The organism is Paenibacillus sp. FSL R5-0887 (assembly GCF_038002305.1).
GTDB lineage: Bacteria > Bacillota > Bacilli > Paenibacillales > Paenibacillaceae > Paenibacillus_AQ > Paenibacillus_AQ odorifer.
This window is the reverse complement of record NZ_JBBOCE010000001.1, coordinates 889,518-908,537: the sequence shown is the minus strand read 5'-3', so window position 1 is coordinate 908,537 and position 19,020 is coordinate 889,518. Positions and strand designations below refer to the sequence as shown.

The window sequence follows — 19,020 nt, the reverse complement described above, 5'->3', positions numbered from 1 at the left end:
GATTCAGCATCATCCGAAGCAAATGGAGGTTATTCAAGTGAATAACAAAAAATTCCCCACTACTTTAGCTGTACTCCTGTTCTCGGGGAGTCTGCTAATCGTCAGTGCAGTCATTCAAAACACCACCCATTTAGCTTTAACCAGCACCAAAACCCAAGGGATGAAGTTGGAAGCACCAACGCCGGTGTCCTCCACAGTGAATGACGATCTACAACCGCAGATGAGTCCTAAAGAAATACAACCCATTAACAATTTCATAGACATGGCTGGTCATGAGACTTCTGAATCCAAACGGACCACTGTCACACCGCCTGCTGCAGGGAATTTGAGTCAGACTGATGCCGTTATTCTTGCTGCTACAAGCGTACGCAAATTATTCGATGTGGATATTGCCAAGCTGCAGATGCGGGTTATTCTGAGTGATACCCGAACCTCGCTGCCGTGGACATGGGCTGTACATTTCAGTCCATATAACGCCAAGACCCTAGAAGGGCAAGGTAAGGAATTCTGGGAATATGATGTACTAATTGATCCCATAAACGGTATGGTAGTGAACACGACCGCGATTAATATTGCTCTGAAAAGAACACCAATTAGCGCTTCTGCTGCCAGCACTATCTATAAAGATGCCCGTTGGATCAATGCGGCCATAACTATCCTTACAGATAAACAAAAAGAAAGCCGGAAAATTGCTACAGCAACACTGATCAACACTGACACCAATGATAAACGCGGCATGGTCGCTGTTCAGATGATGCTGGAAGATGGCAGCAGCTACACGGCAGAAATGCGTTATCCTGATCAAAGTCTGCGCTGCCTTACCTACGAGACTGCTCAAGTAGTGAAATAAATCAAAAATTGAATCAGCTCTTCACTAATCCTACTTTTATGTCGATAATTTATATTACATGGAAAAGTATGGAGGAGCATATGAACACTAATCGCAGAACCGAACCTTTTCGATATACCCTTAAAGAACCTGTAACATTTGATCTTCATATTCTTACTATTAACGGAATTCAGGTTCCTTCCAAGCCTGTAAGGGCTGTATTGTTCGACATCAGTCGATCGGGTTGCCACTTATCGTTACCCCTCAATATCAACCCAGAAAATAACCTAGTACGCATTGGCATGGAAATGAATCTTACGGATGAATCTATGTACATAGAAGGAATATTGAAATGGAACAAAGAACAACAAGGCAGTTTCCACTACGGCATTCAATTGGACATCCCTGAGAATGATGGTGATCGACTCCCAAGGGTACTTCGCATCCTTGCTGGAGAAGGCAAAATATTAGTTCGTTAAGATAACAAAAAAGAGTAGTTTTAATCTAAAAAAGCAACAACCCCGCGTTTTCATGCAGGGTTGTTGCTTTTTAGCTATTGCGATCCAAACTTATTGTTGTAATCCGAAATCGCAGATCACCATTTCATGGATTTTATTCTTGAGGCACATCCCGTTCAGGGGATGCTGCTACAGCTTTTTCTTTCTCCAGTACCTCTCTTAAATCATCTTGAATTCTGCGATTCCATAAGGGAACCCCTGAGCGATAAGCAGCTCTGCCCGTCAAATGCGCAGATAAAGGTGAGGTCATAAATACAAAGACAATCCCCAGTAGCAGCTTAGCACTTATATGATCTAGAAAAAATGCAAAATATAGAAAGGCCCCGCTCAGAACACATAAAACACCAAGGGTGGCACTTTTGGCAGCAGCATGTGATCTCAGATAAACATCAGGCAGCCGAATCAGACCATAAGCACTTACAGCACTAAGCAATGCCCCCATCAGTATTAATAAGGCAAACAGCAATTCACCGACTGTCTTGATCATTTCCATGTTCAAGCACCACTCCCCTTTCGATGTATCTGGCAAATGCCGTCGTGCCGATAAAGGAAAGAATGCCTATTAACAAAATAATTTCGATAAAAGCCTGCGTTCGGAGTAAAACAGAAAGAACGGCTACCATGGCTAACAGATTAATTCCAATCGTATCCAGTGCCGCTACCCGGTCGGGCAAAGAAGGTCCCTTCAACAACCGCCAGGCACATACACCAATCGCCAGCGCCATAATCGTAAGCGAGAGCATAAGAATAAAATGGATCATTAACGGGTCACCTCCAATATCGCACGCTCAAAGGTGTCACGGATATTCGCTCTGAACTGTGCGGGATCCTCAACATCCATGGCATGAATATACAAAGTCCGGTTATCATCCGATACTTCAAGTACCACAGATCCGGGAGTAAGGCAGAGCAATGTGATCAAAGTAGCCACTTCCCAATCCGATTTCAGCTCTGTAGTATATTTCAAGATTGCTGGACGTATATTAAGCTCCGGTCTCAGAACAGCTTTTACTACTACATAACTTGAAACGACCAGTTCCCGCAGCAGCAACAGGATTAGCTTAATAATTGCCCACACTTTTCCTAGATATAATCTGGGCCAAAAACGTCGCATTCCGAGCAGAATGAGGATACCGATCAAGAAACCAATGACGAAACGTGGCCCAGTCCAGTCATTGTGCAGGAACATCCACAGGAATGCTATCATGAAATTCAATAATAGTTGAAAAGCCATAGTATCACTCCTTCATGACAGCGTTAATGTATAGTGCTGGATCAGCCAGTACAGCTCCGGCTTGGCTGACAAGTCCGTTTACCGTCTCCGCACCCACACCCATCAGAATTACAATTGCGAACAGAACAGCTGCCGGTGCCATCATAGCTTTATAATGAAGCGGTTTGACTTGTTCTTCCCTTTTCTCGCCACCCCAGAACACTTGCTGGAATACCTTGATCAAGGAATATAACACTACGAAGCTGGATGCAAGTGCAATCAGCGCCAGAGCCACGTGATTCTCGCCAAATCCACTCCGCACCATCATCACTTTTCCAGCGAAACCACTAAGGGGCGGAACACCAACCAATGCCAAAGTTAGTACAAAAAACATCCAGCCGGTCCACGGATAACGTCGGATTAAACCACCCATTTCTTTTAAGCGGTCAGTGCCTGAAGCTGAGATAATCATCCCACCCAGAAAGAATAATAATGCTTTGGCAACCATGTCATGCATTAAATAAAACACTACACCATTTAACGAATCCTGAGTCGCGACAGAGATCCCAAAAGCAATAAATCCTACACTGATGATGATATTATAATTAAATATTCGGCCCAAATCGTTGTATGCCAATGCCCCGATTGCCCCAAGTATCATCGTCGCCCCCGCCATCCAGGCAATCAATGTATGGGTGAGTCCCGGTTCTTGAATAAAAATCAAAGTAAAGGTACGAGTAATTGCATACAATCCGACCTTGGTTAGCAAAGCCCCAAACAGGGCTCTAACAGCCAATGGTGGTGCACTATAAGAATCGGGAAGCCAGAAAAAGAGCAGTAAACCTGCCTTAATCGAAAATACAATTAGCAGCAGGACCGCAATGACGTTCATTACACCGCCTTGTCCCGCCTCTGCTACACGCATAGATAGATGCGCCATATTCAGTGTTCCTGTCGCGGCATATAAATAAGCAATCGTCGCCACAAACAAGGAAGAGGAAATCACATTAATTAATACATACTTTAATGTCTCTCGCAGTTGACCCTTGGACCCACCAAGTACGATCAAAGCGTAAGAGGCAACTAACAGCACCTCAAAGCAGACAAACAAGTTAAACAGGTCCCCGGTGAGGAAAGAGCCAAATACCCCGGTTAATAAAAAATGGAAAAACGGATAGTAATAAAACCGTTCCCTGTCTTCCCCAATGCTAGCGAAGGAAAAAAACAGACAAGCCGCGCCAACAATGGCCGCAGTCAAAACGAGCAATGCCGAAAACATATCGGCAACAAACACAATGCCATAAGGTGGACGCCATCCCCCCATATATAAGGTCTGGATACCGTTTGTATTTACCTGATACACAATGAATCCTGCAACAAAGATATTTACAAACACACTGACGGCACTTATGATTCGTTGCAGACGTACTCGTTCTTTCAAAAAAATGAGTATAACTGCCGTAATGGCCGGAATCAGCAGAGGCAGCACTAACAAGTTGTTCATCGTCTCTCCTCCTTGGTTCCTTCCACATCATCGGTACCCGTCGAGCGGTAAGTCCGGTATGCCAAAACAATAAAAAATGCTGTTACTCCAAAGCTAATTACAATAGAGGTCAAAATGAGCGCCTGCGGCAAAGGATCGACATAAGCTTCCGCTTCCTCACCCAGCAATGGTGCAGCACCTGTCTTGAGGCCAGACATTGTCAGTAACAACAAATGAACGCCGTGCGTTATTAAAGTGGTTCCCAGAAGGATGCGCAGCAAGCTTTTGGAAAGAACTAGATAAACACCTACGGAAAACAGTACACCGATCGCCAGGGCAATAATAAGCTCCATTAGCTATCCCTCCCGATCGTAAATATGATATTCATAGTGACACCAATAACAGCTAAGAAAACACCGAGATCAAAGAACATTGCTGTGGTCAGTTCTGTTTTGCCCATAAGTGGCAGTTGGAAATAGCCAAACGCTTGGCTCAGAAAAGGTACATCGAATAAAAACGAACCTATTCCTGTAAGAAAAGCTACAGATACCCCAACCGCGATTAACTTACGATAGTCGATAGGCAATACCTTCTCAACCATATCAATCCCAAAAGTAATGGCGAGCAGTACCAATGCGGCTGATGCCATCAATGCTCCAATAAATCCGCCTCCCGGATTATTATGTCCGGCGAAAAACAGATAAAGCGAAAATATTAATATCATAACGAAGGCTACTTTAGCTACCGCTTGTAGTAACACATCATCACTTACAGAAGAACGTGGTTTATTATCCTTCACAGCCCGCTTCAGTGGGGCAATAGTTCCATCCGTATCCAGCTGCAGTTTGATCATGGAATAAATAGCAAGTGAGGCAAGGCCAAGCACTGTAATTTCAAACATGGTATCAAAGCCGCGGAAATCAACGAGCAGAACATTAACAATATTTTTACCGCCACCCAAGGTATAGCTATTCTCCACATAATATTTCGAGATGGATTCGAACGGACTACTGCCTAAAGCAGCAAGTGCAACCAATGTCATAGTTATTCCCATCCCGATGGAAATAATTAGCTTAGGCAAGCGGGACCGAAGTTTGAGCGGCTCTTTCTCCAGCTTAGGCAAATGCCGAAAACATAGCAGGAACAATGTAACGGATACTACTTCGACAATCATCTGGGTAAGCGCCAGATCAGGTGCCCGGAACAGAACAAAGAGTAAAGTAACCATATAACCAACCATTCCTGTTAACAAAATGGCTGTGATTCTGGAACGAACAAAGGGGATAGCCAAAGCGCCCACAAGCATAACCATAACAACAATAACTTCAAACAAAGAAAACGGAGCATATTCAGTTGTCCCAAGCGTTATTCCATCGGTATACCACACGGCTCCACCAATGGCTACGATCAGGAAAGCGAAGATATACATCAAGTAATGGCGCATGGAACCTGTCATATAGGTGCCAGTCAACGCCCTAGACGATTTCTCGACCAGCCGGATTACTCCGTCATAGACTTGATTTAAAGTGTAGCCACTGCCCCATTCTTTATCGACCAGACTCCAGCGGCCATAGATTCGGTATACAATAATACCAAGAATCACAACACCAAGTGTCATCCATATTTCTGGTGTAAAGCCGTGCCAGAAATGAATATTCACAACAAAGGGTTCTCCGGTCTGCAAGATAGGGTGAATAGCATTCATTGCAGGGATAATAAGTGTTTTGGATAATATATTCGGGAAAAAACCGATAAATATAGACAGCACTGCTAGCAGGCACGGGGCAAGCAGAAGTCCAAATGGGGCTTCATGCGGTTTTTTGTCCAGCTTCTCAGGCTGATATTTTCCGAAAAAGGTGTGGAAAACCAAAATCATACTGTATGCAAAAGTAAACACGCTGGCAATCCAGGCCAAAACCGGGAAGAGCGTAAACAACGAGGGAATAGACAATATATCCAGGTTTCGGATATTCAGAACAGCCGTAAAAAACATCTCTTTACTTAAAAACCCGGAAAATGGCGGCAAACCAGCCATCGAGAAACTGCCGATCATCGCTACCGTAAAGGTAACCGGCATAATGGAAATCAGTCCGCCCAGCTTTCGCAGGTCGCGGGTACCCGTCTCATGGTCAACTATACCGACCATCATAAACAAAGAGCCTTTAAAGATGGCATGGTTAATAAGGTGAAAGATAGCCGCTGTTGTTGCAGCAGTGTAAAAGACTGAATCTTCCCCTACATAAAATGCCGCTGCCGATCCCATTCCCAGCAATCCCATAATCAGTCCAAGTTGACTAATCGTTGAATAGGCTAATAGAGCCTTCAGGTCCGTCTGCTTCATCGCCTGGATGGAGCCATAAATCAAGGTGATCAAACCGACGCCTGACACAACCCAGAACCACTCATATTGCCCCGCAAAAACAGGGCTGAAACGGGCGACAAGATACAATCCAGCTTTAACCATCGTTGCCGAGTGCAGATAGGCGCTGACGGGTGTCGGTGCCTCCATGGCATCCGGCAGCCAGATATGAAACGGGAACTGAGCTGATTTGGTGAAGGCGCCTAAGAGAATTAGTAGCATCGCCGGAATAAATAAAGCATGCCCGCTAATATCGCCAACCTCACTCCAAATTTCCCGGATACTAAAGGTGCCTGTCATTACATAAAGCATTAAAAAGCCGGCAAACATCGCTAAACCACCAAATACGGTAATCAACATAGATTTGAGCGCACCATACCGCGATTTTTGCCGCCGATGCCAAAAGGCAATTAACAGAAATGACGAAACACTTGTTAATTCCCAAAAGCCATATAACACCATCAAGTTATCCGAGAGCACAACGCCAAGCATCGCCCCCATAAACAACATTAGATAAATATAAAAAGGGGTTAACGCTTCTTTTCGCCGGTCCAGATAATAAATTGAATAGATAATTACAAGACTACCCATCCCAGTGATTAGCAAAGCAAACAACAAACTTAATCCATCCAGATGGAAAACCAAATCAATTCCTAGTGAAGGAATCCATGAAATGGTTTCATATCCCAAATCCCCACCTTTAATAACGGGAATCCGGGTTAAGAAATAAACAAACAAAACGAGTGAACCAGGGAAAACAAGCCATCCTCTATGAAGGTTGGGTGCTCTCTTGGACAAAAGTGCGATTACTAAGGCCATTAGAAACGGAACAAGTATGATTACATGCAGCAAAGGCAGTCCTCCTTTTCCACTTGAGCTTATCAAGTTGTGAACTTTAGTACTTACTTTTTTACCAAAAGCCAAAGATCATATGATTGGTAGGGCCTTATATACAAGGCCCCAATGTTGATAAGGGCAAGCCCGATTATAAAGAATCGGTCAATGTGCCATCACAAATATGCAGATATCTAGCCTTTCCATCTTCTTGCTCAATTCTGAATAAACCGTTCTCAAATTCTGTGTGTAGTTCGTGAAAGAACTTTCCCTTAAGCGAATACTCTCCCTGAGGTTCATCACTGAGCTGATACTCAGCCCCGTTTTTGACCAGGTAAGCGATAACGCCTTCCTCATGGGTTTCTTCCAGCCCGGCACGCATCCGCTGCACAGCCACGACATGCAGATCCATCATTTTCATTTTACCAATGAGTTCATTGATGAAATTACGTTTGGTAAGCTCCTGCCACCGAGTTTGAGCAGATTGTCCAATGACGATCTGTGTAACCTCATTCTCTTCAGCAACTTCTACAATAATGTCTGTTGTTTTTCGGCCTTCACGTTTCCGAATGATAAACTCTGCGCCAGCTTCATCGGCAAGACGTTTCCAGACCGTCATATACATTTCTTTGCTCTGATTATATTCATCAATATCCGAACTATCGACATTTAATACAAACAATGGCGCCCCTATAATTTCAGATAGTTGGACACCACGCCGGATTAAACGCTCCCCATGCGGACCATAATGAACACAAACCATAATCTTTTCATTGTGTATGACCTTCACCCTCCTGTAACATGGCCAAGAAATACAAAAGGAGCCCACTGGCGTTAGGCCCCTTGCGTAATTCTAAAACCCGATAAGTTATACTTAATTATATCTATTCCTATGTTTTTTGTAAAGTTTGTTGGTTATCATGGAACATATTTCTTTTTAATGCTTGTATCATGCCCTTATTTAGCATTTGTCATACAATGGTTATTATATATTCCTTTACAGGAATATTCCCTCCGTGGTATGTTATCATCACTAACAGGAAATACCAAAAAGGAGGCGCTATAGAGCCGCTCAACCACAGTATGTCATAATAGAGATACGAATGAATTTAATGAATCGAAGTGATCCTTGTTTATGAATACTAACGTTATGAGTGCCTTAGCTGAGCCCCACCGCATGCAGATCGTTGAACTATTACGCGAGAATCCTCTAACTGTTGGGGAGATTGCAGAAAGTCTTCAGCTACGGCAGCCTCAAGCGTCCAAGCATTTGCGCGTCCTTAGTGAAGCGGGATTAATTGAAGTTCAAGCTGTTGCTAACAAGCGCATTTGCAAGCTCCGTCCTGATCCATTTAAGGAAATAGACGATTGGTTAGACTCCTACCGCCATATATGGGAAGAACGATACGATCGACTGGATGATTATTTACAAAAGCTACAGAGCAATGAAAACAATAAAAAATCATAGCCTCAGGCCGAAATTGGCAGGAAGCAAACAAATTTTGAGGAGGATCTATCCCATGACAAATTCTAACCCGTCCAACCAAGTGGTATCCAAAGTTGTTGATGGCAACACATTAGTATTAGAGCGCGTATTCCAAGCTCCACGTGAGCTAGTATTCAAGGCTTTTTCTGAGGCTGAGCATTTGAAGCACTGGTGGGGTCCAAAAGGTTGGACGCTTCCCGTATGTAATGTCGATTTCCGTCCAGGGGGTACTTGGCATTATTGCATGAAGTGCGTGGATAAGAATCAAGGGGATTTCTACGGTATGGAGTCTTGGGGCAAGGCGTTGTATAAGGAAATTACAGTCCCAGAACAAGTCATTTATACAGATGGATTCTCAGATGCAGAGGGTAATATTTCAAAAGATTTGCCTGAAACGCTTGTCCAGCTAGATTTTATCGACCTGGAGGGTCAAACGAAGCTGGTGAATACCGGTAAATACACTTCTCCGGAAGCCTTGCAACAAGTGATTGATATGGGGATGTTAGAGGGGATTTCCCAAACCTTCGACAATTTGGATGCCCATCTTGAGAATTTACAGAAGAATAACTAGAGCAGCTATCACACGATAAATAGGACGACGCAAGGATACTCTCTCCTGCTCGTCCTATTATGTTTATTTTGCAGGAAATAAGAACCTGATACTATTCGGAAAATATTGCAGGAAAAACGTGTCATTATGCGTGCCCAGCGGATCCGTCTCAAACTTCACTCGCTGATCCGCTCCAACAATCTTCTCTTTTAAAATATCATAAGCACGTTTGCTGTTAGGCACCATGTCCTTCTGGGCATTTGTCTTGTGGATCCCTTCCTGCTCACCAACATACATATAAATTCTGCATTCCCTATCTAGTCTTGATGTCTCCATGAAATGAATGAAATCTTTAAACCATACAGACGCAGATATCAATATAAAATTCCCAACAGTAGCTTCAGTCTTGTACATCGCGTACAGACTTATTAATCCACCTAGTGAAACACCACCCAAAGCCAATTTCTCCGGCTCGTTGGAGATGCGATAGGAGCTTTTGATATAGGGTACAAGATCCTGATAGACATAATTCAAATAATCATCGCCCTTGCCCCCAAAGGACCAATCCTTAAAAAGAGCAGGCATTTCCCAAGGTGTATATTCATCATTCCGCAACTGAGAATCAATCCCTATAAAAATAACCGGTTCTGTTACTCCCTCTTCCATATCTTTCTCTATAGCTGTAATCGCCTCTTTGAACAAAAAATCTCCATCCTGTAAGAAAACCGCTGGGAATAACCGCTCCGGGAATAAATGGTATTCTTTCGGTAAATACACGGTAATCTGACGATCCATATGTTCAAAAAGCACAAGCTCGCCTGCCCTCATTTGGGTCATATCCCCACTCCTTAACAGTTCAGTACTCGAAACGCTCTACTCATAATCGTTGGTACTACAGAAGCGTGATTTTCATTGGGTGCGACATAGTGCTTAACCTCTAAATTAGGCAAAGCATACTCATTCAATTTTGAAAATAATATTGCTGCGTCATCGACCATAAACGACTCTTCACTCCCTACGGTAATCAATAACTTTTGTTTATCGGCCGTCAACTCTTGACCCTTGCTATAGAACTGCTCCGCATACGTCAGGATTTCATGATCATTCCACCAAATGGATGGACTAGAGGCCAAATAATACTGGAATAGCTTCGTACGAGTGAATAACGTCCAGAGGACAAATAGACCGCTGAGAGAGTGACCAAACAAGGCTTGTTTATACTGATCCACATTATATTTCTTGTTGATTGCTGGCATTAACTCTAATTCTAAAAAAGCCAAAAAATTCTCAGCCCCACCATGTGGACCTATGTCAGCATTTTTCAATCGGTCCGGATATACATAATGCTTCGCTGGAGGTGTGAAATCATAAAATCTTCTTTTAGAGACCTCTTCATCTGAACCATAATGTCCAATGCCAATCACAATTGCTGGTGCAATAAAAGTTTTCGGGGCATTTCTTGACTGCAATTTCACAACATCCCGACCCAATTGAAAATATGAATTACCATCGAGCATGTAATACACGGGGAAGCCCTTTTCTGGTGCTGCTTCTCTGGGAAGAGAAACCTTTATATCGTACGTGTAACCCATATACTGAGATTCAAGTTTCCATGATTCTGTGTGTTCGAGCTCTACTTGTGTTGTCATTTTTTCTGTACACTCTCCCCTACACTCTTGACTTTGCTAATAAATATAAGAAATAAGGAATTCCAATAATCGAAACGACTATACCTACGGGTAACTCTGCCGGCTGAAATATTGTTTTGGCAAAATAATCAGAGATCACCAGCAAAAACATCCCGACCACTGCACTGGACAACATAATATAGCGGTGATTAATCCCTACTAATCTTCTGGCGATATGAGGAGCCATCAAGCCTATAAAACTTATAGAACCGGATACAGATACACAAACACTTACGATCCCCACACTGCATAACAGAAAGATCAGCTTTTCTTTTTCTACAGAGATCCCTAAGCTCTTTGTACTGGAATCCTCCAATTGAAAATAATTGAGTAAATAGCTTTTTCGATACATTATAAATCCTAAAATAAGCACCCAAGGTGCGATCATAATGATATAAGTCCAGTTCGCGCTGTAAATACTTCCGACACTCCAAACCGCAGCCATCTCATAATCACTTGCATTCATTTTCAGAGAGATATACAACGACAATGCACCAAAACCACTGCTAATCGCGATCCCTGTCAAAATCAAGCGTTGCATATCGAGTGCACCATTCCGCCATGAAAAAATAAAGATAATGACAACTGCGGCAAGCCCACCTACAAAACCAAACAGCGGCATGGCTAGTATCGAGAACCAGCTTTCTTTAAAAAAAGTAACTCCCGACATCTGAAAGAAAAACATAAACGCAACGATGGCAGCTCCTGCGCCTGCATTAATCCCAAGGATACCTGGATCAGCCAGCCCGTTACGGGTAGTCCCTTGAATGACAGTTCCCGCCATCCCCAGACCTATTCCTACTAATGAGGCAATAATGATCCGTGGTAACCGAAACTGAAAAATAACCAGGTCAAATTTAGCATTAGGATCTATTCGCAGCAGTGTTTTTATCACATCCATTACAGACATATCAAACACGCCATTCGTAAGATGAAAATACCCGGCCACAAGGGTTAACAGGATAAAAACTAATAGTGTAAGCATATAGCGGCTAAACTGTACTTTACTTCTATCCACGCTGCTCTCCCCCTTTAACCCGAATTAAATAAAGGAACAAAGGGATGCCAATAAAGGCTGTTACAACACCAATTGGCGTCTCAAACGGAAAGTTAATATAACGGCTTAAGACATCGCAAAACGCTAAAAAAACAGCTCCAATCACCGCTGAGCAAGGAATGATAAAGCGATAGTCTATACCTACGATAAAACGTGTAATATGAGGAATGATTAGACCCACAAAGGCTATCTTGCCGACTAAAGCTACTGCTGTCCCGGTCAGACATATAACAGATATAATACTGACAATTTTCACCCATTTTGTTCGTTGACCCAAACTAATCGCGGTTTCATCCCCCAGGGAAGCAACCATTACTGACTTAGAAATACTAACCGCCAAGAGCAGTCCAACGATTATAAAAGGAACTGATAATATTAGCATATCTGGATTAACGGTATGTATTTTCGAGCTATACCAAACGCTAACATTTTGTGAGACTTGAAAAAACATCGCTACTGCTGAGGCGATACTACTTAAAAAAGTACCAATTACAGTCCCAATAATAGCTAACCTGACTGGTGATAAACCGTTTTTAACCAATGAACCAAATCCGAAAACCAAACCTGCTCCGATGGCTGAACCCACCATAGATAAAATAATCATCTGAACATTCGATAATCCCGGATAAAACACCATAGCCAACGTAATAACAAATGCCGATCCGTCATTTACTCCCATAATCGATGGTGATGCAAGATAGTTACGTGTAACCCCCTGCATTAACGCCCCTGAAACAGCCAGAGCCGCTCCAACTAATAAAGCGGCGATTACACGCGGAAATCTAGATGTCATAATAATGTTGTGGTCCACATTATTAGCATCGAAGTGTGTAATCGCCTGCCATATTGTCAATATTCCAATATCTTTAACACCATATAAGACGGATACAACCATTGCTAATACGATGAATAATGGAGAAGTTGATAGGATCAATATAACTTTCCAATTTTTTGTATTCATCTTATTCATCGCACCTTCGGTTTTACTTCAACAGGTTTTCAATTGCCGCATCCAGGAATCTTACTTTAGACCAAGCCGTTCCACCTTGTGCCAACGGATCAATTGCATTTACAAACACATGATTATTTTTGACAGCAGTTACGCTTTTGAAGATCGGATTCTTGAGCAAATCATCAAGAGCTGTTGCATTATCTGTATTCTCACTAGTCTCAAACTGCAAGAAAATATAGTCCGGATTAATATCCGCCAAAGCTTCTAATGAAAGCTCTGCTTGTGCTTCTGTAGAGGAAATCACCTCAGGAATGGCAGCACCCAGATCTTCATAAATAACCGGATTCAAATAAACGCCAGCAGGATACACACACATACTGCCCTGACGAATACGAATGACTAGAATGGATTGATCTTTCAGCTTTTCTCCAATTTCAGCCTTTGCACCCGCAGCTTTAGATTCATAATCACTAATAATTTTTTCTGCATCTGTGGTCTTACCGGATAATTGGCCTAATAAGAGCAAGTTATCTTTCCAGTTTGTTGAAATATGTGAATAAGGAATCATCGTTTGAATTTTATTAAGTGCGCCGGCCACATCTTCCCCAAACTTGGAAGACCCTAAGATAACATCTGGATCCAGTTGCAGAATCGCTTCATTACTTGGAGCAAATTTATCCCCCACTAAGGATGCACCCGCTAGGTCAGTTGACAGATAACCTGGAATAGCATCAGCTATTGCAAGTACACCTACAGGTTTCACTCCCAGTATGGCAGCATCTTCCATAGATTCGAGACTTGCTGCTACAATATTATTAATCTTTGCAGGCACGACATAATCCTTGCCCAAATATGTAACGGTTTGTTCAGTGGCAACAGCCTCCTGAGCCGCATTTCCTTTGTTATTTGCAGTTCCTTCTGCTGCTACTGCAGCATTATTTGTGCTTTTTTCTGAAGCTGTCTTATCCTTTTCATTGTTACCGCAAGCTGCCAAACTCAAAGCTAAAACTGCTGATACCCCAGCTAATAAATATTTTTTCTGATTCATAATCAATCTCCCCATCTATATTTTATTTATCATTCTTCAAACTAAAGTAATGATAATGAGAATCGTTATCATATTAAATCATATGAGAATAATTATCAATACTTTTCTTTGATTATATGAAATCTTGTAATTTAACAGTTGCGTTAAATTATTAGTGAACATGCAGAAGAACCCGCACCAAATGCGGGTTCTTCTGCACTATAAATATGAGTCCATTTTTTTAATCAGCGTTATAAAACTCAGATAAGTCACGGAACAATAATCCGCACGCCTCTAGTCTATTAAGTTCCTCATCCACATCAGTGAGCAAATTGCTTTCTCTCTCATGGGCTGTATTGATTAGCCACGGTTGTCCCTGTTTTAGAAAACAAAGATCATCAGGCAGCCTGGTCTGTACCCACGAGTACAAGCTGGTGGAATAGGATAAAAGAATATTGACCGCTTCAGGTGAACAATCAAAAAAATAAACATCTGCATAATGCCCCATAAGCCGAGTCCCCGGCCAATAGTCATCTTTTATGACCTTTTTGAGAAAAGGTTGCAGCTGTTCAAGCAGTTCATATCCTTCTGGCTCCAACTCCATCTGATCACGTTTTGCTAGAATAAATTCATCACATACTTCCATAGCTACCTGTACCAGCGTCTTGTAGGTCTGACCCGTTGGTTCCTGCAAAATAGTATGAATAATAATGTACCCCCTCTACTTACTTGTATTATTCAAATATTCTTTATGCATCCTACCCCAGCCACACATGCTATCCAAAACTGTAATTAGCGATTTGCCATGTTCTGAAATACTATATTCCACCCTGAGTGGAAGCTCATGATAACTCACCCGATCGATAAGCTGATCCTCTTCAAGCTCCCGTAATTGTTTAGCTAACGTACCTTGGGAGACATCTGGGATAATCCGTCTAAGTTCACCAAATCGTTTTGTGCCATCTATCAATAAAATAAATAAAATGAGCGGCTTCCACTTTCCACCGATCTTTTCAAGTGTTGTAAGAACCCCGGTTAATCTCGGCTCCAGCAAATCCATGTGATCCCCTCTTTCGATAGTTATATAACTGTATGTTCGAACCAGCTAGTACGAAAAATCGTACCTAGTACGAAAAAAGTGCGTACTGTGCAGGTTATATTTTATAGCTAATAATAAAAAACAGAACTTAATAAGTCCAATTAACTATGAACGGAGAAGATAAATATGTCCACTATTTCATTAAAAAACCAGCGCATCGTCATTATTGGAGGAAGCTCCGGAATAGGGCTTGCAACTGCCAAACAAGCGGTAGAACAAGGTGCAGCTGTCATAATCGCTGGGCGATCACAAGATAAATTAGAGAAAGCTCAACAGCTTCTGGGATTCGATTCTGTTGAAATTCATTCACTAGATAATCAAAATGAACAGGACTTGAAGGATTTCTTTGAAAAAATCGGCGTTTTTGACCATTTGTTCACTCCGGGAGCCTCCTATGTTAGAGGACCGATTACTTCTAGCTTGGAGATTGCACACAGTTGCTTTAATGCAAAGTTCTGGCCGCAATATAATGCTGTAAAGCATGCCATCCCTTTTATCAACCCTACAGGCTCCATTGTTCTTATGTCCGGCGCATTCAGCCAACGTCCACTTGCAGACGGTGCCTCCTATGCAGCTTGTAACGGCGCGATTGAAAGTCTGGGAAAAGCATTAGCAGTAGAATTGGCTCCCATTCGGGTAAATGTCATCTCCCCTGGAACCATTCATACCAACTTTAATTGGGAAGGCGCAGAACAGGAAACTAGAGACAAGGCTTACGACGAATATACGAATATCAATATCCTTGGGAGGGTTGGTCATGCCGACGAAGCAGCACATACAACGATTTATTTGATGACCAATAGCTATACAACAGGAAGTACTTTATTTCCGGATGGGGGATATATTTTGCGATAACTTTGTTAATAAACGCGCCATATGAAGGATTAGGGGGGAATTACTGTAGATTTAACTGTCGAAAAGGGACGAAAGAATGGTCTCAAGTTCCATTGACCTATAGAAATGAGAATAGTGAAAAAATCTAACGAATCTCAACGAAGAAATAAACTCATCCAAGATTTCATTTAATCCAACTAAATTCTTTTCTTGCTAAAAAATCAGATTTTACAGAAACAAAACTAATATCTTGAGTGTTCTCAATTTCAACTAGATCATGAGTTAGTCACATTCTTCGTCATTGGTAATAAATTCTTTCATAACCACACCTAGAGAGCAGAACAGCACGTAATCCAACCTACCACTAGATGCTAGCATCGATAATAATTCTTCTTTAATCAGATTGCTAACTTCTATTATAAATCGCTTGTTCTCTGGTTGCCCCAAAAATTTCTCAAGGTCTCGTTGAAATGTCTGCCTGCTATCCTTTGATAAAAACTATCAGCCGGATATTACATTCGAATGATACCTTTGATGGATATATGTTGATTCAAGAATTTCATTTATTCACCTTAGTTATCACTCATGAGTTCAATTCCGTGAACCATGTTTTTAGAGTAAATAAGTCATTTTAATTTCCCTCCCATAAATCATAAAAGATTTATTGTCTATGATATTAACCTCTCATTAACTTTTTGATTTGTTAGTTCTTAATCAAACCACTTTCTTCAACGTAATCAAGGACAAAACCACTTGATGAATTGTTTCTAAATTTAACAAATGAATATATATTGCATTTTAACCAATGTATAATATAGTTCTAATTGTTGCTTTTTAGTAGAGAAATCCAAAGTAAGAATCCTTCGTGGAAATACCTAAGAACATCAAAATTAGGATGCGTAAATAAAAAAACGTTATATTAACCGTGGGATCTCAGCCTTTGTTAGATTATAGACTACTCATAATAATTGGTTTATACTTACAATAAAATCATATAAAATGAGGTGTATTAATGAGTGACAGAAAAAACGAATATACGGAGTTAGTTAAGAGTTTAAAACAATCTTTAACATCATCTGAAGAGGTAGCATGTATTAGATTAGATTTGGTAGGAACAGGGCTTAAGCCCGAGCGTTATAGTGATGATATGTTCCTGTATCGTGATGAAGATGATAAATTTATATATATCCACGATAATGAAGACGAAACTTCTGGAAAATTAGATTTAAATTCACTAAAAATCATTTTAGACAATATCGCAAAAAGATGGATAGATGAGAAGTATGAACGAGAAGAGCTTGAAAAATTTCTAAATTCTGAAGAAGTTGAGTGATAGTTATGGAAAAGCTTATTTATCACTTCACAGGATCAGAGGCATTAAAAAGTATTATTTTAAACCAAACCTTTTGGATTACAAAAAGTGATTATCTGAATGATACCACTGAGCAACTTGTTATAAAGCCACTACTACAAAAGTTTTTCAAACAACACATAAGAATGAGTAAAAAAGTTCAGGATTACATTAGTAATCAACTAGACTATTATTTAAATGAATACAATTATTATATCTTATCTTGCTCGCAAGTAGACGATTCTTTACCATTGTGGAATTATTATTCCGAAAATGAAGGGTATTCTATTGGGATTGACAAATCAGAATTTTTGAATATGTTTGAAAACTATTTCAAGGGAATCGATAACGAAGTTAATGTGATCATAACAGAAGTACGATATGTTGATCTTGGAGATGAAGATTTTTTCAAAGAAATGCTTTCCCCATTCACCTATTTTTCTGATGATGATTTGGAAGGTAAAAGAGACATTATAGATGAACTCATAATGGATCTTGCGAATTTATCTTTCTCTATTAAGCATAAGGCATATGCAGCAGAAGAAGAAGAGAGAATTGTTGTTATTTGTAAAAAGGAAAGTCCGATTACTAGTAGAGAAGAATTCCGAGTATTAAATGGTTCTTTTATTCCCTATATCATATTTAACAAAGAAGGAGCACATAGTTTTACAGTACCTATTAAAAAGATTAAATTAAGTCCTTACCCTACCATGGATCTTGCAAAAAAAAGTGTCCTGTATTTATTAAAAAAGAATTATAAAAATTTTAATGAAGATGATATATCACAATCGAAAATCCCCTCTCGGTATTAACTTCAACATAAGAACTGCTGATAATTTTGTACATAGTAATATTTATGGCATTCTATTTTTCTATTAAATCTTCATATTTTAGTGACCATATCAAATAGAATGCTACTAAAAAGTAATCTTTAAACAACCTGAGTCCAATATTAATAAGGAGTCAGGTTGTTTAGTTTCGCATGAAAAGTGAATGTTATTAGAAATCTATATAATTTTTTCGGAAGAATGGTAAAAATTTAGTTAGATACACTTGTTTTTTGACTGAAGAAGTCGCCTATACATGAATTGCCTTTGCCTTGCATTCGATCCTGTCTATATATAAAAGCATTTACACAATATCGCTTTAGCATGCTGCTGCATTACTACAGGTGAACCCTTAGTCTCTGTGAACATAGAAATATCTTAGTATCCTATAATTTCCTTATCGTTTTCCACCGTCTCAAACACCAGCTTGAAATCATTTCATTTTATGTTCAGTTAGTTGGCATTAAATCTCTCCTTAGATAATTGCAAGAGATACCATTAACATATTTCTTAATGTAGCCAAGTCTCTCCTTCAAATAATCATCTTTAACTCTAGTTTATCAACAAACTACTAAACGTTTATGATTAACGTATATGTCAAAGCTTCGATCTTAGCACAAGTTTCACCCTTTCAATACACCCTTAAATCTCTTGTGACTTCTCGTAACAAGTTAATATTTCACTTTGAAAATCCAGTTATTTTTGTAGTATTCATTTATACTATTTCAAATGAATATTGAAGATTTTAAAGAAATTGAACTGTTCGAAAAAGTCTACTTAACAGATCTTGATAATAATGATTCTCTCGTCAAAGATTTTATTTTGTAAAGGCTAAGCTAAAAACATCTACAATAAAATAAAAAGACTAGAAGATATGGAAGGAGATAATAAGAATTCAATTGGTTTATGTATT

General features: G+C 40.4%; 21 protein-coding genes. 7 read left to right on the top strand and 14 right to left on the bottom strand.

Translation table 11 applies throughout. The features are described 5' to 3' along the window. The first annotated feature begins 37 nt into the window (after positions 1-37). A complete protein-coding gene (locus tag MKY14_RS04115) occupies positions 38-850 on the top strand; it encodes a hypothetical protein (RefSeq protein ID WP_076189931.1) in 813 nt (270 codons plus the stop codon). 80 nt (positions 851-930) lie between these two features. Beyond that, positions 931-1,308: a PilZ domain-containing protein gene (locus MKY14_RS04110; RefSeq protein ID WP_076126051.1), complete on the top strand. Its 378-nt coding sequence runs from the start codon at positions 931-933 to the stop codon at positions 1,306-1,308. 133 nt (positions 1,309-1,441) lie between these two features. On the opposite strand, the gene mnhG is transcribed toward MKY14_RS04110, so the two are convergent. From mnhG to MKY14_RS04075, 7 genes are all read right to left on the bottom strand, one after another. After that, the gene (mnhG, locus tag MKY14_RS04105) at positions 1,442-1,840 is read right to left on the bottom strand and encodes a monovalent cation/H(+) antiporter subunit G (RefSeq protein WP_076126049.1); all 399 of its coding nucleotides are present in this window, start codon (positions 1,838-1,840) and stop codon (positions 1,442-1,444) included. After that, positions 1,815-2,108 (bottom strand): Na(+)/H(+) antiporter subunit F1, encoded by a 294-nt coding sequence (locus MKY14_RS04100; RefSeq protein ID WP_036686407.1) that lies wholly within the window; start codon positions 2,106-2,108, stop codon positions 1,815-1,817. The genes mnhG and MKY14_RS04100 overlap by 26 nt, the downstream gene beginning before the upstream one ends. Beyond that, entirely contained in the window at positions 2,108-2,581 is a 474-nt protein-coding gene (locus tag MKY14_RS04095; protein ID WP_076126047.1) for a Na+/H+ antiporter subunit E, read from the bottom strand. Before MKY14_RS04095 ends, MKY14_RS04100 begins: the two co-directional genes overlap by 1 nt. 4 nt (positions 2,582-2,585) lie before the next feature. Then, the gene (locus MKY14_RS04090) at positions 2,586-4,064 is read right to left on the bottom strand and encodes a Na+/H+ antiporter subunit D (RefSeq protein WP_076189930.1); all 1,479 of its coding nucleotides are present in this window, start codon (positions 4,062-4,064) and stop codon (positions 2,586-2,588) included. Continuing rightward, positions 4,061-4,396, bottom strand: a complete 336-nt coding sequence (locus MKY14_RS04085; RefSeq protein WP_036686402.1) for a Na(+)/H(+) antiporter subunit C — start codon at positions 4,394-4,396, stop codon at positions 4,061-4,063. Before MKY14_RS04085 ends, MKY14_RS04090 begins: the two co-directional genes overlap by 4 nt. Then, positions 4,396-7,260, bottom strand: coding sequence for a Na+/H+ antiporter subunit A (locus tag MKY14_RS04080; protein WP_076126230.1), 2,865 nt, complete (start codon positions 7,258-7,260; stop codon positions 4,396-4,398). Before MKY14_RS04080 ends, MKY14_RS04085 begins: the two co-directional genes overlap by 1 nt. Positions 7,261-7,387: 127 nt before the next feature. Then, positions 7,388-8,026 (bottom strand): universal stress protein, encoded by a 639-nt coding sequence (locus MKY14_RS04075; protein ID WP_232061321.1) that lies wholly within the window; start codon positions 8,024-8,026, stop codon positions 7,388-7,390. A 345-nt stretch (positions 8,027-8,371) separates the two neighbouring features. Between MKY14_RS04075 and MKY14_RS04070 the strand changes: the two genes are divergently transcribed. Together MKY14_RS04070 and MKY14_RS04065 are read left to right on the top strand one after the other, a co-directional pair. Beyond that, positions 8,372-8,704, top strand: a complete 333-nt coding sequence (locus MKY14_RS04070) for an ArsR/SmtB family transcription factor (RefSeq protein ID WP_076183577.1) — start codon at positions 8,372-8,374, stop codon at positions 8,702-8,704. A 52-nt stretch (positions 8,705-8,756) separates the two neighbouring features. Then, positions 8,757-9,293: an SRPBCC domain-containing protein gene (locus MKY14_RS04065; protein ID WP_076183573.1), complete on the top strand. Its 537-nt coding sequence runs from the start codon at positions 8,757-8,759 to the stop codon at positions 9,291-9,293. A 63-nt stretch (positions 9,294-9,356) separates the two neighbouring features. On the opposite strand, the gene MKY14_RS04060 is transcribed toward MKY14_RS04065, so the two are convergent. The 7 genes from MKY14_RS04060 to MKY14_RS04030 all read right to left on the bottom strand — a co-directional run bounded on the left by MKY14_RS04060 (position 9,357) and on the right by MKY14_RS04030 (position 15,056). Then, a complete protein-coding gene (locus MKY14_RS04060) occupies positions 9,357-10,109 on the bottom strand; it encodes an alpha/beta hydrolase (RefSeq protein ID WP_081393943.1) in 753 nt (250 codons plus the stop codon). A gap of 11 nt (positions 10,110-10,120) precedes the next feature. Beyond that, positions 10,121-10,921: an alpha/beta hydrolase gene (locus tag MKY14_RS04055; protein WP_248548138.1), complete on the bottom strand. Its 801-nt coding sequence runs from the start codon at positions 10,919-10,921 to the stop codon at positions 10,121-10,123. A 19-nt stretch (positions 10,922-10,940) separates the two neighbouring features. Next, entirely contained in the window at positions 10,941-11,945 is a 1,005-nt protein-coding gene (locus MKY14_RS04050) for a FecCD family ABC transporter permease (RefSeq protein ID WP_340977019.1), read from the bottom strand. A gap of 25 nt (positions 11,946-11,970) precedes the next feature. Beyond that, complete coding sequence (locus tag MKY14_RS04045) at positions 11,971-12,978, bottom strand: FecCD family ABC transporter permease (RefSeq protein ID WP_445669861.1); 1,008 nt, start codon at positions 12,976-12,978, stop codon at positions 11,971-11,973. Positions 12,979-13,000: 22 nt separating this feature from the next. Beyond that, positions 13,001-14,017, bottom strand: a complete 1,017-nt coding sequence (locus MKY14_RS04040; RefSeq protein ID WP_076126035.1) for an ABC transporter substrate-binding protein — start codon at positions 14,015-14,017, stop codon at positions 13,001-13,003. A 220-nt stretch (positions 14,018-14,237) separates the two neighbouring features. Next, on the bottom strand, positions 14,238-14,690 hold the full coding sequence (locus MKY14_RS04035; RefSeq protein WP_340975844.1) for a hypothetical protein: 453 nt from the start codon (positions 14,688-14,690) through the stop codon (positions 14,238-14,240). A 27-nt stretch (positions 14,691-14,717) separates the two neighbouring features. Then, positions 14,718-15,056 (bottom strand): winged helix-turn-helix transcriptional regulator, encoded by a 339-nt coding sequence (locus tag MKY14_RS04030; RefSeq protein ID WP_076126032.1) that lies wholly within the window; start codon positions 15,054-15,056, stop codon positions 14,718-14,720. A gap of 165 nt (positions 15,057-15,221) precedes the next feature. Here MKY14_RS04030 and MKY14_RS04025 point away from each other — a divergent pair, with 165 nt between their 5' ends. The 3 genes from MKY14_RS04025 (at position 15,222) to MKY14_RS04015 (ending at position 18,092) form a co-directional block, all read left to right on the top strand. Then, entirely contained in the window at positions 15,222-15,950 is a 729-nt protein-coding gene (locus MKY14_RS04025) for an SDR family oxidoreductase (RefSeq protein WP_076279085.1), read from the top strand. A gap of 991 nt (positions 15,951-16,941) precedes the next feature. Continuing rightward, positions 16,942-17,262 (top strand): hypothetical protein, encoded by a 321-nt coding sequence (locus MKY14_RS04020; protein WP_076183557.1) that lies wholly within the window; start codon positions 16,942-16,944, stop codon positions 17,260-17,262. A 5-nt stretch (positions 17,263-17,267) separates the two neighbouring features. Further along, a complete protein-coding gene (locus MKY14_RS04015) occupies positions 17,268-18,092 on the top strand; it encodes a DUF2971 domain-containing protein (protein WP_076183554.1) in 825 nt (274 codons plus the stop codon). The last annotated feature ends 928 nt before the right edge of the window (positions 18,093-19,020 follow it).